Origin of the sequence: Faecalibacterium sp. Marseille-Q0746, assembly GCF_017377595.1 — a bacterium.
GTDB lineage: Bacteria > Bacillota > Clostridia > Oscillospirales > Ruminococcaceae > Faecalibacterium > Faecalibacterium duncaniae.
In genome coordinates, this window is the sequence record NZ_JAFREI010000006.1 from 57,384 (window position 1) to 72,297 (window position 14,914).

Consider the following 14,914-nt stretch of genomic DNA (forward strand, 5'->3'; position numbering starts at 1 on the left):
ACAGTATAGCGCATTTTCATGCGTTCGTCAACCTTTTTTGAAAGATTTTTTGAAAAAACTCTCCGGCAAAGCGCCTGAATAATCAGCCCTTCACAGCCAGGTTGACCAGACGGCCCTTGACGTAGATCTCCTTGACGACCTGCTTGCCCTCCAGAGCGGCGGCAACAGCGGGGTCAGCCTTGGCGGCGGCAATGGCGGCGGCAGCATCGATGTCGGCAGCCACCTTCAGGCGGGCCTTCACCTTGCCGTTCACCTGCACGGCGATCTCCACGGTGCTCTCCACGCACTTGGCCTCTTCGTACTGAGGCCAGGGGTAGTAGGCCAGCTGCTCATTGTGGCTGTGGCCCAGCTTCTCCCACAGCTCCTCGGTCATATGGGGAGCAAACGGGTTCAGCAGCTGAACAACGGTCTCCAGCTCGGCCTTGGTCGCGCCGCCGTTGTCGTACAGGGCGTTGACCAGCGTCATCAGCTGGGCGATGGCGGTGTTCATCTTCAGACCCTCGATATCAGCGCCCACCTTCTTGATGGTCTGGTGCATCAGGGTCTCGATGGCGGGGCGATAGCCCTCGCCCTCCACCAGCTTGTCGGACAGCGCCCACACGCGGTCGAGGAAGCGGTTGCAGCCGGCAATGGCAGAGGTCTGCCAGGGTGCGGCCTGCTCAAAGTCGCCCATGAACATCTCATACAGACGCATGGTGTCGGCACCGTACTGGTCCACCACCTCGTCGGGGTTGATGACGTTGCCCAGGCTCTTGGACATCTTGACGATGGGATGGCGTGCCATCTCGCCATACTTCTCTTCCAGTGCCTTTTCGGCGGCCTTCTGGCTGCCGTACTCCTTCAGCAGCTTCTCCTGCTCGTCAGCGGGCAGGTTGACAAAGCTGTGGGGGTTCAGGCCCAGGATCATGCCGTGGGCGGTGCGCTTCTGGTAGGGCTCGGCAGTGGGCACCACGCCGATATCGTACAGGAACTTGTGCCAGAAACGGCTGTACAGCAGATGCAGGGTGGTGTGCTCCATGCCGCCGTTGTACCAGTCCACAGGAGACCAGTATTCCAGCGCCTCCTTGGAGGCCAGAGCGTCCTTGCAGTGGGGGTCCATGTAGCGCAGGAAGTACCAGGAGGAACCGGCCCACTGGGGCATGGTGTCGGTCTCGCGGGTGGCGGGACCGCCGCAGCAGGGGCAGGTGGTCTTGACCCAGTCGGTGTGGCGGGCCAGCGGGGACTCACCATCGGGGCCCGGCTCAAAGTCGGTGATATCGGGCAGGGTCAGGGGCAGGCTGCTCTCAGGCAGGGGCTGCCAGCCGCACTTTTCACACTTGACCATGGGGATCGGCTCGCCCCAGTAGCGCTGACGGCTGAACACCCAGTCACGCAGCTTGTAGTTCACCTTATCGCAGCCCTTGCCGTTGGCTTCCAGCCACTCGATCATCTTTTTCTTGGCATCGGTCACAGACAGGCCGTTCAGGAAGCCGGAGTTGACCAGCGTGCCGGTGGCAACATCGGTAAAGGCAGCCTCGTCCAGATTGGACTCGGTATTGCCCTTGACCACCTCGATGATGGGCAGGCCGAACTTCTTGGCAAACTCCCAGTCGCGGGTATCGTGGGCGGGCACAGCCATGATGGCACCGGTGCCGTAGGTAGACAGGACATAATCAGAGATAAAGATGGGGATCTGCTTGTCGTTGACGGGGTTGATGCCCATCACGCCCTCCAGCTTCACGCCGGTCTTTTCCTTGTTCAGCTCACTGCGCTCGAAATCGCTCTTGCGGGCAGCCTCTGCCTGATAGGCCGTAACGGCATCCGCATTCTTGAGCAGGCCCTTTTCCAGCCACTCCTTGACCATGGCGTGCTCCGGGGAGACGACCATGTAGGTAGCGCCGAACAGGGTATCACAGCGGGTGGTGTAAACAGTCAAGGTATCGCCTGCGGTGGTACCGAAGTTCACCTCTGCACCATGGCTGCGGCCGATCCAGTTCTTCTGCTGGGTGGCAACGCGCTCGATGTAATCCAGACCATCCAGGCCGTCGATCAGCTTGTCGGCGTAAGCGGTGATTTTGAGCATCCACTGGCTTTTGACCTTGTGCACGACCTCGCTGCCGCAGCGCTCGCACACGCCGTTGACAACTTCCTCGTTTGCCAGCACACACTTGCAGCCGGTGCACCAGTTGACGTTCATTTCCTTCTTGTAGGCCAGGCCGTGCTTGTACAGCTGCAGGAAGATCCACTGGGTCCACTTGTAGTACTCGGGGTCGGTGGTGTTGATCTCGCGATCCCAGTCAAAGGAGAAGCCCAGCGCCTTGAGCTGCTCACGGAAGTGATCCACATTCTTTTTGGTGACGATGGCCGGGTGGATGTGGTTCTTCATGGCAAAGTTCTCGGTGGGCAGACCGAAGGCATCCCAGCCCATGGGGTACAGCACGTTGTAGCCGTTCTGGCGGCGCTTGCGGCTGACCACATCCAGGGCAGTATAGCTGCGGGGGTGGCCCACATGCAGGCCCGCACCCGAGGGATACGGGAACTCCACCAGCGCATAGAACTTGGGCTTTTTGTGGTCGATCTCGACATGGAAGGTCTTTTCGTCCTCCCACACCTTCTGCCACTTGGCCTCAACGGCCTTGTAATCATACTTCATAGCTTTCAATCACTCCTCATATTCGGCAGCCGCCCTTGCAGGCAGGGAAGCTTACAGACTGTTTTCCGGGGTCAGATATTCCGAGATATCCATGGGCTGACCATCGGCCCACAGATGTTCCAGATCATAGTAGGTGCGGGTGTTGGGCACAAAGACGTGCACAATGACGCTGGAATAATCCAGCAGCACCCAGTTCTTGGAGTCGAAGCCCTCGGTGGTGTAGGGCTCGATGCCCTTCTGAGAAAGCTCGTACTCCACCTCGTCGGCCAGAGCACCCACCTGGGTGGTGGAGGTGCCGGAAGCAATGACGAAGTAATCGGTCAGAACGGTCAGGCTCTCCACTTTGAGCACGCGGACATCCACGGCCTTTTTCTTATCCAGGATCTTTGCGATCTCAATGGCAAGGGTCTTGCTGTCGATCTTGTTTTCCATAAAAGTCTCCTCTCTGGTTTGTTACTGTCCTGCGGCCTGGCCGTCGGTGGTGGTCGCACCTGCCACGTCGGTATCGCCGCTCAGGATGGCATCATCGGACTCCTTGTCCAGCTGTCCCACGAACTGGACGTTGGCGCTGGTGGAAGCGGTGCCGTGGGGCCAGTTGTTGGTCACAAGGTTCATTTCCTCGGCGCTCACGGGGCCGGTGTAATTGCGGAAATAGGTGTTCAGCAGCTCTGCAATGGAACCGGCATCCGGCACCACGCAGGAGTATCCGTCAAAGCTGCTGGTCTTGCCCACATTGGGCACGCCCATGAACACAGGGGTCTGGGCCAGCATGATGTTCCCACTGTCGATGCGGGTAAAGGACACCAGCATCTTGGCAATGGTGGTCAGATCCATATCCGTGTGGATATAGTTGTTGAAGATCAGGGGCAGCTGCGCAATGACATCGGTCACGCCCATGCTGCGCACCCGCTTGAACAGGCCGGCATAGAAGTAGCGCTGCATGTTCAGGCGGTCGATATCCGAGTTGGCGTAGCCCTCGCCGTGGCGGCAGCGGACAAAGAATTCTGCCGATGCGCCGTCCAGGTTGCGGTAGCCCTGCTTCAGGACACTGCCCGCAAAGGACATATCGTGGGGGATATACACCTCGATGCCGCCGAAGTTGTCCACCATTTCCACCAGTGCCTGCATATCAATGGTCACATAGTAGTCGATGGGCAGTTTGTACTGGTCATAGATGACCTCCGCCAGCGCGGCAATGTCGCCGCCGTTGGAGAGGGCCACCGAGTTGATCTGATAGTTGGTAGCCGCGTAGGTCTTGCCGTTGGAAAGGGTGATCTTGCGGTTCTGGGTCGCAACAAGGCTGTTGCGGGGGATCTGCAGCATCCGCAGGGCACCGCCCTTGATATCGAACTGGCAGTACAGGATCATATCCGTCATGCCGTCGTTGCTGCCGTCCGAGGAATAGGCGCGGCCCTCCTCATAGTCGATGCCACAGACAAGGATGTTCACCACATCGCCCTTGTACTCCTCCAGCGTCTGGATCTCCTCCACCAGCGAGGTCGCGTTCTCCTCGGGCTTCAGATTATCCTCCACCTTGTTCACCATGTTCACGGCGTAGACCACCACGCCCGAGATCACGGCCAGCACCGCCAGCGTCACAGCCATCGGCAGCCACACGGGGGTCTTTTTCTTCTTTTTGCGGCGGCGGGGGGCATCAGCGGGGGCCGCGTGCCGGGGCGGCTGACTGCCGCCGTTGCCGCCGCGTCCGCCGCCTGCGCTCTGGCGGGGCGGTTCCGGCCGCTGGGGTGCGGGCTGTTCGTTCTGGAAGAAATCCGGCTGCCCGGACAGCGACACCTGATGCAGGGCTGAGGCCTCCGTGGGGCGCTGCTCCGTGGGACGGTTCAGCGAGCGGTCTGTATTGATATGACGCGGACCTTGACTCATTCGTTCGGTTCCTCCAGCTTTTTTATTCCGACAGAGACTGTCGTCATGTTCCATAGTATAACATTCTTACCCACAATCTGCAATCGGTATTCTTTTCCGGAGCAGGGTGTGTGCAGAAAAACAGGCTCACCCGGCCTTTGCAGCCCGGACATCCACCTCTGCTTTGATCTCATCGTAGGCCGCCTTGGACATGGGGTCCAGGGGCTTGCCCTGCGAGAGCACAAAGTCGTTCGTCTGCCTGAGGGCTGCCAGCATGGCCAGATCCAGATCCTTCAGTTCCAGCTTGCGCAGCTTGTTCACCCCGGGCCAGTCCCGCTCCTTGCTGGACATATCCGCCAGATAGACGATTTTATCCAGCCTACTCATGCCGGGCTTGCCCGCGGTGTGGCAGGCAATGGCCGAAAGCACAGCCTCATCCTCCACGCCCCACTCGGTGCGGGCCAGGATGGCGGCGCAGATGCCGTGCCACACCGGGGTGGGGCGCTTTTCCCCGCCCTCGGCCAGTTCCGGGTGGGCCCGCATGATGGCGCGCATCTCGTCCTTGCTGATCTCCTTGGCCGAATCGTGCAGCAGGGCGGCCAGCGCGGCCTTGTCCTCATCCACGCCATACCGCTTTGCCAGCTTGACGGCCATTTTTCTCACGTTCAGGGTATGCTCGTAACGCTTGTCACTCAACCGGCCGCGCACAAGCTCCTTTGCCTGTTTCAGATTCATGGTTTCTGCCTTCCCCTCTGTCTGCCCGGTAAAGCCCCTCCCGCCGGATGACCCGGCGCACGAGGGCGGGCAGTTCATTTTCACACGCTTCCCCTGCTGCAAGGCGGGCACGCAGGCTGCTGCTGGCCATGGGCAGAGCCTCGACCTGTGCAAACAGGATGCGTGCCCCGGTGGGGTCCATCTGCTTTGCCTTGGCGTGAAGCTCCGGCGCATCGCCCACATTCCGGCTCGTGACCACCAGCCGGGCCAGCCGCAGGATCTCCTGCCAGCGGTGCCAGCTGTCAAAGCTCAGCAGCATATCGCTGCCCATGGCCATGTACAGCTCGGCTTCCGGATAGGTGCGGGCCAGCATTTCCAGCGTGAGCACCGTATAGTTGCGTCTGCCCAGCGCGGCCTGCTCCACCTCCCAGCCGCTGACGCACAGCGCCGGGACAGCCCCCTCCGCTTCCAGTGCACGGAAGCACGCGCACATCTCCACCCGGGCGCTGCCGGGGGCGGCGGTGGACTGCTTGAAGGGGGAAAGCCCCGCAGGCATCACCACCACTCTGTCCGGGCGCACCCGGGCAGCGGCGGCGCGCAGATTGTTCAGGTGGCCGTTGTGGGGCGGGTCAAAGGTGCCGCCGTACAGCAGAAGCCTCATTTCAGCAGGTCAGCGTAGGCGCTGTCTTTTTTCTTCTGCAGATAGAGCACGAACTTGGAGCCGATGACCTGCACGCAGTCGGCACCGGTGGCCTCTGCCAGCTTGACAGAAGCTTCACGGGCGTTGTACATGCTGCTCTCCAGCACCTTGAGCTTGATCAGCTCCCGGGCATCCAGGCAGTCCTTCACGCCCTGGATCATGGTCTCGTCGATCTCACCCTTGCCCACGATGAAAACGGGGTCCATGGTGTTTGCCTTGCCGCGCAGAATGGCGCGCTGTTTGCTCGTCAACATAATTATTTCTCCTTTTATTTCAGAAATTCAGGTAATTCTTTTTCCAGCTTTGCCAGCGCCACACCGCGGTGGCTGATGGCATCCTTTTCGTCCGGGGTGAGCTGGGCATAGCTGCGTCCCTCGGTGTTGGGGCGCTTTTCCGCTTTGCCCACACCGCATTCATCGGGGATGAACAGCGGATCGTAGCCAAAACCGTAATCGCCCGCCAGGCGCGCAAAGGCCACCTTGCCCGGGCACTCGCCCCGGCAGGTCAGGTGCCGGCCGGTGGGCAGGATAAAGCAGACAGCGGCCACAAATTTTGCGCCGCGCTGTTCCGCCGGAATATCCTGCATATTCTCCAGCAGCTTGTCGTTGTTGGCCTCATCGTCGCCGTGGCGGCCGCAGTAGCGGGCGCTGTACACGCCGGGGGCACCCTCCAGCGCGTCCACGCAGAGGCCCGAATCATCGGCGATGGTGGGCAGGCCGCTGGCTTTGCAGATGGTCTCGGCCTTGATGAGGGCGTTTTCCTCAAAGGTGGTACCGGTCTCATCGGGTTCAATGGTGATGCCCAGCTCCTTCTGGCTGACCACCTCGTGGCCCTGCGCTTCCAGAATGCGCCGCAGCTCACGGAGCTTACCGGCGTTGCCGGTCGCTGCACAAATTTTCATGTTTTTCTCCTCTCTGCCCCTGTCGAACTCCTACACTTTGCTCCCCTGTCAGGGGAGCCGGACGCACCAAAGCGCGGCCTGACAGGTTTGACTGCAGATCCATTCGACACTTAATGCTTCCACTGCCGGGGCAGCAACTCTTCCACATAGCCCTCCGGGGTGAAGGGGATCAGGTCATCGATGCCCTCACCCACGCCGATGAACCGCACGGGCAGGCCCAGCCGCTGCTTGACCGCCACGACACAGCCGCCCTTGGCGGTGCCGTCCAGCTTGGTCAGGATGATGCCGGTGGCGTTTGCCGCCTTGCAGAACTCCCGGGCCTGGCTGATGGCGTTCTGGCCCGTGATGGCATCCAGCACCAACAGGGTCTCCAGACTGGCCTCGGGGCTGGCCTTTTTGACGCTGCGGCTGATCTTGGAAAGCTCTGCCATCAGGTTTGCCTTGTTGTGCAGGCGGCCTGCGGTATCCGCAATGACCAGATCATAGCCGCGTGCGGTGGCCGACTTGACCGTGTCAAAAATGACAGCGGCGGGGTCTGCGCCCTCGCCCGCCCTGACAAGGGGCACGCCCGCCCGGTCGGCCCAGATCTCCAGCTGCTCGCTGGCGGCGGCACGGAAGGTATCGCCTGCAGCCAGCATGACCTTTTTGCCCTGACGGGTATAGAAATCGGCCAGCTTGGCAATGCTGGTGGTCTTGCCCACGCCGTTCACGCCGATGACCAGAATGACGGCAGGCGTGCCGCTCAGGTCCATCTCAGCTTCGGGGCGCATCTCATCGGCAATGAGGTCGCGCAGTTCATCGCTGGCCTGCTCACCGGTTTTCAGGCCCTTCTCGTTCACCCGGTCCCGCAGCTTGTCCACCAGTTTGATGGCCACTTCACCGCCCACATCGGCCAGAATGAGCTGCTCTTCCAGCTCATCGTAAAGATCATCATCGATCTTGCTGCCGGTGAGGGTATTCATAATGTTGCCCCAGAAGCCCGTGCGGGTCTTTTCGAGGCCGTCTTTCATCTTATCTTTTTCTCTTTTGCCAAATCCAAAGAGGCCCATTGGTTCTCTCCTTTGTTTTGCTGTTTCTATCCGTGATGGCAAAACCCGCCATTTCACGATTTGCGCTCAGTGCTGCCCGGTATGCCAAGGGCTCCCCTACTAGGGGAGCTGGCGAGCGAAGCGAGACTGAGAGGTTTAATCTATTATACCTACGAAACCAGCGTCGCGTCAACCTGTTCCAGATCCAGCTTGAGCAATTTCGACACGCCGTCCTCCTGCATGGTCACACCGTACAGGACATTGGCGGCCTCCATGGTGCCGCGGCGGTGGGTGATGACGATGAACTGGGTCTTGTCGCTCACCCGGCGCAGATACTGTGCAAAGCGGCTGACATTGGCATCATCCAGGGCGGCTTCGATCTCGTCCAGGATGCAGAACGGTGCCGGGTTGACGGCCAGGATCGCAAAATAGATGCTGATGGCCACCAGCGCCTGCTCGCCGCCGGAAAGGGCTTCCAGGTTCTTGATGACTTTGCCCGGCGGTGCCACCTGAATGCCAATGCCGCAGGAAAGCACATCGCTTTCATCCTCCAGCACAAGGCTGGCTTCGCCGCCGCCAAACAGCTCGGCAAAGATGCGTCCGAAATTTTCGTTGATGGCCCGGAAGCTGTCGGTGAAGATCTCCTTCATCTGGCCGGACAGGCTGGCGATCATCCGCGTCAGCTCGTTCCTGCTGCCTTCCACATCGGCCACCTGAGCGCTCAGGGCATCGTACCGCTCCCTGACCTCCTGATATTCCTCAATGGCGCTGACGTTTACATTGCCCAGCGCCCGGATCTGATTGCGCAGATCGGCCACCTGCGCCCGCAGGGCGGGCAGGCTGTCGAACTCCACGCAGAGCTCCTCGGCCTGGCTCACCGTCAGCTGGTATTCATCCCAGAGCTTGGCGGCGGTGGCATCGTATTCGCTCTCAGCGGCTGCTTTCCGCTCGGCCAGACGGGCCATCTCCCGGCCCATCTCCTCGCGGCTGTCGGCAGCAGTGCGGGCCCGGGCCAGTGCCTCGGTCTCGGCCTGCTGGCGGGAAAGCCGCTGTTCGGTGGCCTTCCGGATCTCGGCTTCTTTCGCTTCGATCTCCGCCCGGCTGTCGGTCTTGGCCTTGCGGATGGCCTCGATCTCGGCCCGGCAGGCATCACTGCGGGCGGCAAGGGCGGCAAGGCTCTCCTCCAGAGAGGCCCGTCGGCTCTCGGCATCCCGGGTGCGCTGTTCCAGCGCTTCGATCTGCGCCTGCGCCAGCTCGGCATCCTTCTGGCGGCTCACCTGTTCCAGCCGCTTGGCGCTCACCTGCTCGGCCAGCGCCCGCTGCCGGGTCAGGAACGCATCGTCTCCCTCGGCAATGCGGTTCAGCTCGCCCGATTTTGCTTCGATCTCCCCGGCCAGCGCAGCTTCCTGTGCTTCGGCCTGCGCGGCCTTTTCCCGGCTGTCAGCCAGCTGGGCGTTCAGGGTGTCGATTTCCTTCTGCCGCGCGGCAAGGGCCGTCTCGGCCTGCTCCATGGCGGCTTCCAGCCGCTTGCGCTCTGCTTCGGCCCGCACACGGTCGTTGGCGGCAGTGATCTGCTCACTGCTGGCGGCGGTCAGCTCTGCGTTCAGAGCATCTGCCTGCTGTTTGCACTGGTCGGTCTTTTCCTGAGCGGCAAGGCATTCCTTCTGCAATTTCGCAGCCTTGACCCGCAGCTCCTCCAGCTCCTGCTTGCGGGTGAACAAGCCCGCGCTGCGCTGGACACTGCCGCCGGTAAAGCTGCCGCCCGCATTGACCACCTGACCATCCAGCGTGACGACCTTGCTGCGGAAACCGTTGTCCCGGGCCACACGGGAGGCCTCGTTGATATCATCCACCACGATGATGCGGCCCAGCAGATTGGACACGATGTCGCTGTACCGTGCATCGGCCTGGACCAGGCTGCTTGCCAGCCTTGCCGAGCCGGACAGTTTTCCCCGGAACACGCCGGGCTGGACTGTGTCCAGCGGCAGGAAGGTGGCGCGGCCCGCGTTCTCGCTCCGCAGCAGGGCGATGCCCGCCTTGGCGGCGGCTTCGTTCTCCACCACGATGTTCTGCAGGGCACCGCCAAGCGCGGTCTCAATGGCGACCTCCCGGCCCGGCTCCACCCGCAGGATGGAGGACACCGGCCCGATGATGCCCCGCAGCCGCCGGGCGGATGCCGCCCGCATCACGGTCTTGACGGAGTTCTGGTAGCCTTCCATGTTCTTTTCCAGCTCCCGCAGCACGGAAAGCCGCTGACGGGCGGCATCCAGCTCCCGGTTCAGCTGCTGTTCGGCACGGTCGGCTTCCTCCAGCGCGGCGCGGCGGCTCTTCAGCTTGAGTTCCAGACCGGCCCGGATATTTTTGAGCTGCTGCTCATTCTCGGCCAGCGTGGTGAGGTACCGCACGGTATCCTCCAGATCCTGCTTTGCGTCGTCCCGCTGGACAGCCAGCACCTCGGCAGCTTCTTCCAACGCAGGCAGACGGCTCAGGGCCGTCTCGGCAGCAGCCTCGGCAGCGGCCTGAGCCACCTGCGCTTCGGTGTGCCGGGCCGTCAGGGCCGCCACCTCGCCCCGCAGGGTATCCCGGCGGGCACCGCTCTGGTCGTTTTCCCGGGTCAGGCGCACCAGCTCATCGTTCAGGGCATCCAGCTCTGCGGCCAGTTTCCGGCCCGCCAGCTCCATGCTCTTTGCCACGGCGCGGTGGCGTTCCAGCGCGGCGGCGGCCTCGGTGCTGTCCTGCTGCCCGGCGGCGATCTCTGCCCGCAGGTCTGCGGCGCTTTCCTCGTTGCGGGCAATGTCGTTTTCCAGCACGGCGATCCGGCTCTCGCTGCCGCTGATCTGCTCGGTGATGCTGCGGATATCCCCATTCAGGCGCTCGACCGCAATAGTCAGCTGTTGTGCCTGCATCCGGATCTCCTCAGCCTCGCTCTCGGCGGCTTTGGTCTGGCGGTCGAACCGCTCATAATCGGCCTGGGCTGTCTCGTAATCCCGCACCTGACGGCGCACGGCTTCCTTGGCCCGGTGCACGCCGTCCGTCCACAGGGTCACCTCCAGCGTTTTGCGCCGGGCGCTCAGTTCCAGAAACTTCCGGGCCTTTTCGCTCTCTTTTTCCAGCGGGCCCACCCGGGCCTCCAGCTCGCCCAGGATATCCCGCAGGCGTTCCAGATTTTCGGCGGCGGCGGCAAGGCGGCGCTCGGCCTCGTTTTTGCGGTAGCGGTATTTGGCAATGCCGCAGGCTTCCTCAAAGATCTCCCTGCGCTCGCTGCTCTTGGCCGCCACGATCTCGGCAATGCGGCCCTGCCCGATGACCGAGTAGCCATCGCGGCCGATGCCGGTATCCAGCAGCAGTTCATACACATCCTTCAGGCGGCAGATCTGCCCATTGATGCTGTACTCGCTCTCGCCGGAGCGGTAATACCTGCGGCCGATGGTCACCTCGTCCGCTTCCACATCCAGTGCGTGGCTGCTGTTGTCCAGCGTCAGGCGCACCTGAGCAAAGCCCATGGCCCCCCGCCGCCGGGTGCCGCCAAAGATGACATCCTCCATCTTTCCGGCGGCGCGCAGCTGGCGGGCGCTGGTCTCGCCCAGCACCCAGCGCACGGCATCGGACAGGTTCGACTTGCCCGAACCGTTGGGGCCCACCACGCCGGTCACGCCCTCGTCAAAGGTAATCTTGACCTTATCGGGAAAGCTCTTGAAGCCCTGGATCTCCAGTTCCTTGAATACCATTTACTTTTCCTTTATCACGCCCAGGAGCTTGAGGGCTTCGCGGGCGGCGTGCTGTTCGGCCATCTTCTTGCTGCGGCCCTCGCCCCGGGCGACCTTATCGGAGTTGAAGCGGACAGCCACCACGAAATGCTTGTCGTGGTCGGGGCCGGATTCCTGCTCCACCACATAGCTCAGCCGCTCCTCGGGGTTCTGCTGGACGATCTCCTGCAGGCGGGTCTTGTAATCGGCCTCAGCGTGCTTGCCCTCGGTGATGAAGGGCAGGATGAAGCTCTTCGCCACCTCCATGCCGCCGTCCAGATACAGGGCGGCGATGACGGCCTCAAAGGCATCGGACACCACGCTGGGGCGGGTACGGCCGCCGCAGCGTTCCTCGCCCCGGCCCAGGCGCAGATACTCGCCCAGATTGATCTCCTGCGCAAACTGGAACAATGCGCCCTCGCTGACCAAGCTGGAACGGATGCGGGTCAGGTCGCCCTCGGGCCGGTCGGCGTAGGCGTGGAACAGATAATCTGCCGAGACGATCTGCAGCACGCTGTCGCCCAGAAATTCCAGCCGCTCGTTGTGCTGCACCGGCGTGCGGCTCTCGTTGGCGTAGCTGGTGTGGGTGAGCGCCGTCTCCAGCAGCTTCGGATTCTTGAACTTGTAACCAATAATTGTTTCCAACTGATGGCTCATGGATTTCTTACTCCCTTTATGTCAAAAATCGTTCTTTCTTGGCTCCCCTGCCAGGGGAGCTGGCCGATGTCAGTCGGCCTGAGAGGTTGTCAGCTCATCCAGCGCGCTCTGCATGGTGCCGCACAGGTCGTTCTCCACGCAGATCTTGGCCTGCCGGATGGCGTTCTTGATGCCCTTGGCCTTGGAGGAGCCGTGGGCCTTGATGACCGGCTGCTTTGCGCCCAGGAAGGGTGCGCCGCCGTACTCCTCGCTGTCCATCTGGTGCTTGAGGCTTCCCACGCCGCTCTTGAGCAGCAGGTAGGCGATCTTGCCGCCAAGGTTTGCCAGGAACATCTCCTTGAGCATCCCCAGCAGCATCTTGGCCACGCCCTCGGTCAGCTTGAGGATGACATTGCCGGTAAAGCCGTCGCAGACCACCACATCCACATCACCGTTGGGCACGTCACGGGGCTCGATGTTGCCCACAAACCGGATGCCCGGTGTTGCCTTGAGCAGCTGGTGGGCTTCCCGGAGCATCGGGGTGCCCTTGCTCTCCTCGGCACCGTTGTTTGCCAGCGCCACGGTGGGGGCGGTGCGGCCCTCCACCTTGTTGACATAGCAGCTGCCCATCACGGCAAAGGCTGCCAGCATCTCGGGGCGGCACTCCACGTTCGCGCCGCAGTCCAGCAGCAGATAGGCCTTGTTTTTGGCCGGCACCATGGTGGCCAGGGCCGGGCGCTTTACGCCCTTGAGGGTGCGCACGATGAGGCTTGCGCCCACATGGAGCGCGCCGGTGCTTCCGGCAGAGACAAAGGCATCACCCTTTCCCTCCTTCAGCAGGTTCAGGCCCACCACGATGGAGGAATCCTTCTTGCTGCGGATGGCCCTTGCAGGCTCATCGCACATCTCAATGGTCTCGGTGCAGTTGACCAGCTCGATGCCGTCCAGCGGGATATTGTGCTCGGCGGCCGTCTTGCGCACCAGCTCCTCGCTGCCCACGCCGATGACCTGCACACCGTATTCCTTCACAGCCTGTGCGATGCCTTCCAGCACAGCCAGCGGGGCGTTGTCGCCGCCCATCATATCAACGATAATTTTCATAAACATCGTCCTTTCTCGGTCAGCATCCTCACCCTCTCAGGCCGCTTCGCGTCCAGCTCCCCCGAGGGGGGAGCTTTTGACAAAACCCTAAACTTTGCAAGAAATGTCAAGACCTCCCACTTTGGGGGAGGTGGCATTGCGAAGCAATGACGGAGAGGGCAAGCCCGCTTCCCGTTTAGAATCCAGTTGCATCCAGCCACTGTTGGAAGCTGGCCACGGCACGCTCGGCCACGGCCATGTAACGCAGGCGTTTGTCACGGGGGCGGCTCTCGGCCGGCAGCGGGGGCAGGATGCCCATATTCGCGCCCATGGGCTGGAAATGTTTGTTCTCGGTGGTCAGATACTGGATCAGCGCGCCGCACATGGTATCCACCGGCGGCGGGGGCAGCTGCCTGCCCTCCAGCCGGGCGTAGATGCTCCGGGCTGCCAGCAGACCGCAGGCGGCGCTCTCCATATAGCCCTCAAAGCCGGTGATCTGGCCCGCAAAGAACACGTTGGGGTGCTCCTTCAGGAACAGCCCCGCGTCCAGCACACGGGGCGCATCCAGGAAGGTGTTGCGGTGCATGACACCGTACCGCACGAACTCGGCATTTTCCAGGCCCGGGATCATGCTGAACACCCGCTTCTGCTCACCCCACTTGAGGTTGGTCTGGAAGCCCACGATATTATAGAGGGTGCGCTCCTTGTTCTCGGCGCGGAGCTGGACATTGGCCCAGGGGCGGTGGCCGGTGTTGGGGTCCACCAGACCCACCGGGCGCAGGGGGCCGAAGCGCATGGTATCAGCACCCCGGGCGGCCATGATCTCAATGGGCATACAGCCCTCGTAGACCGTGACGGTATCCGCCTTTTTGCCGTGGGCATCGGGGTCGGGCTGCGCGCCCTGCTCCGCACCGGCATCGAAGGCATGGAGCGGGGCACGCTCTGCCGAAGCCAGCGCGGCGTGGAAAGCCTCATACTCTGCCTTATTGAAGGGGCAGTTCAGGTAATCGGCCTCGCCCCGGTCGTACCGGGAAGCGGCGAACACCTTGTTGTAATCCAGGCTCTCGGCCGTGACGATGGGAGCTACGGCATCATAGAAATGGAGCCGTTCATCGCCGGTCAGGCGGCCGATCTCGTCGGCCAGCGCACCATCGGTCAGGGGGCCGGTGGCCACCAGAATGGGTGCACTCTCATCGATGTGCTCCACCTGCTCCCGCACCACAGTGATGTTGGGGCACTCCTCCACCCGCCGGGTCACGGCGGCGCTGAATGCATCCCGGTCCACGGCCAATGCGCCGCCCGCGGCCACACGGGCCTCCTCGGCGGCTTCCAGCAGCTGGCTGCCCATCCGGCGCATCTCCTCTTTCAGCAGGCCGGAAGCGGAATCCAGACGCTCGGCCTTCAGGCTGTTGGAGCAGATCAGCTCCGCAAAGCCCGCGCTCTTGTGAGCCGGGGAAAAGTGGGTGGGCTTCTGCTCGTAGAGCGTTACCTGAACGCCCTTGCCTGCCAGCCATAGCGCCGCCTCGCAGCCTGCCAGACCGGCACCCAGTACAGTAACTTTATAGTTGCTCATGTTGTATCCCTTTATCTTATCTCGCACTTCCAGCAGTCAGG

Annotated in this window: 12 protein-coding genes; all 12 read right to left on the bottom strand. The window is 62.1% G+C overall.

Annotated features, from left to right (window positions below):
* Positions 1 to 82 precede the first annotated feature (82 nt).
* A complete protein-coding gene (gene leuS / locus J3351_RS05090; RefSeq protein ID WP_207697238.1) occupies positions 83 to 2,632 on the bottom strand; it encodes a leucine--tRNA ligase in 2,550 nt (849 codons plus the stop codon).
* A 51-nt stretch (positions 2,633 to 2,683) separates the two neighbouring features.
* Positions 2,684 to 3,064, bottom strand: a complete 381-nt coding sequence (rsfS, locus tag J3351_RS05095) for a ribosome silencing factor (RefSeq protein ID WP_156068715.1) — start codon at positions 3,062 to 3,064, stop codon at positions 2,684 to 2,686.
* A 21-nt stretch (positions 3,065 to 3,085) separates the two neighbouring features.
* Positions 3,086 to 4,516 (bottom strand): LCP family protein, encoded by a 1,431-nt coding sequence (locus J3351_RS05100; RefSeq protein ID WP_227622307.1) that lies wholly within the window; start codon positions 4,514 to 4,516, stop codon positions 3,086 to 3,088.
* 126 nt (positions 4,517 to 4,642) lie between these two features.
* Entirely contained in the window at positions 4,643 to 5,230 is a 588-nt protein-coding gene (gene yqeK / locus J3351_RS05105) for a bis(5'-nucleosyl)-tetraphosphatase (symmetrical) YqeK (protein WP_207697239.1), read from the bottom strand.
* Positions 5,184 to 5,870, bottom strand: coding sequence for a nicotinate (nicotinamide) nucleotide adenylyltransferase (gene nadD, locus J3351_RS05110; protein WP_207697240.1), 687 nt, complete (start codon positions 5,868 to 5,870; stop codon positions 5,184 to 5,186). Before nadD ends, yqeK begins: the two co-directional genes overlap by 47 nt.
* The gene (locus J3351_RS05115) at positions 5,867 to 6,163 is read right to left on the bottom strand and encodes a YhbY family RNA-binding protein (RefSeq protein ID WP_005932885.1); all 297 of its coding nucleotides are present in this window, start codon (positions 6,161 to 6,163) and stop codon (positions 5,867 to 5,869) included. The genes nadD and J3351_RS05115 overlap by 4 nt, the downstream gene beginning before the upstream one ends.
* A gap of 14 nt (positions 6,164 to 6,177) precedes the next feature.
* A complete protein-coding gene (gene rdgB / locus J3351_RS05120) occupies positions 6,178 to 6,810 on the bottom strand; it encodes an RdgB/HAM1 family non-canonical purine NTP pyrophosphatase (RefSeq protein ID WP_117533525.1) in 633 nt (210 codons plus the stop codon).
* A 110-nt stretch (positions 6,811 to 6,920) separates the two neighbouring features.
* On the bottom strand, positions 6,921 to 7,859 hold the full coding sequence (gene ftsY / locus J3351_RS05125) for a signal recognition particle-docking protein FtsY (RefSeq protein WP_207697241.1): 939 nt from the start codon (positions 7,857 to 7,859) through the stop codon (positions 6,921 to 6,923).
* 149 nt (positions 7,860 to 8,008) lie between these two features.
* On the bottom strand, positions 8,009 to 11,566 hold the full coding sequence (smc, locus tag J3351_RS05130; RefSeq protein WP_207697242.1) for a chromosome segregation protein SMC: 3,558 nt from the start codon (positions 11,564 to 11,566) through the stop codon (positions 8,009 to 8,011).
* Complete coding sequence (rnc, locus tag J3351_RS05135) at positions 11,567 to 12,241, bottom strand: ribonuclease III (RefSeq protein WP_005935533.1); 675 nt, start codon at positions 12,239 to 12,241, stop codon at positions 11,567 to 11,569. It lies immediately after the preceding gene.
* Between the two features lie 69 nt (positions 12,242 to 12,310).
* Positions 12,311 to 13,321 carry a phosphate acyltransferase PlsX gene (gene plsX, locus J3351_RS05140; RefSeq protein WP_207697243.1) on the bottom strand — a complete coding sequence of 337 codons (1,011 nt, stop codon included), beginning with the start codon at positions 13,319 to 13,321 and terminating at the stop codon, positions 12,311 to 12,313.
* Between the two features lie 175 nt (positions 13,322 to 13,496).
* Positions 13,497 to 14,873, bottom strand: a complete 1,377-nt coding sequence (trmFO, locus tag J3351_RS05145; RefSeq protein ID WP_207697244.1) for a methylenetetrahydrofolate--tRNA-(uracil(54)-C(5))-methyltransferase (FADH(2)-oxidizing) TrmFO — start codon at positions 14,871 to 14,873, stop codon at positions 13,497 to 13,499.
* Between the last annotated feature and the right edge of the window lie 41 nt (positions 14,874 to 14,914).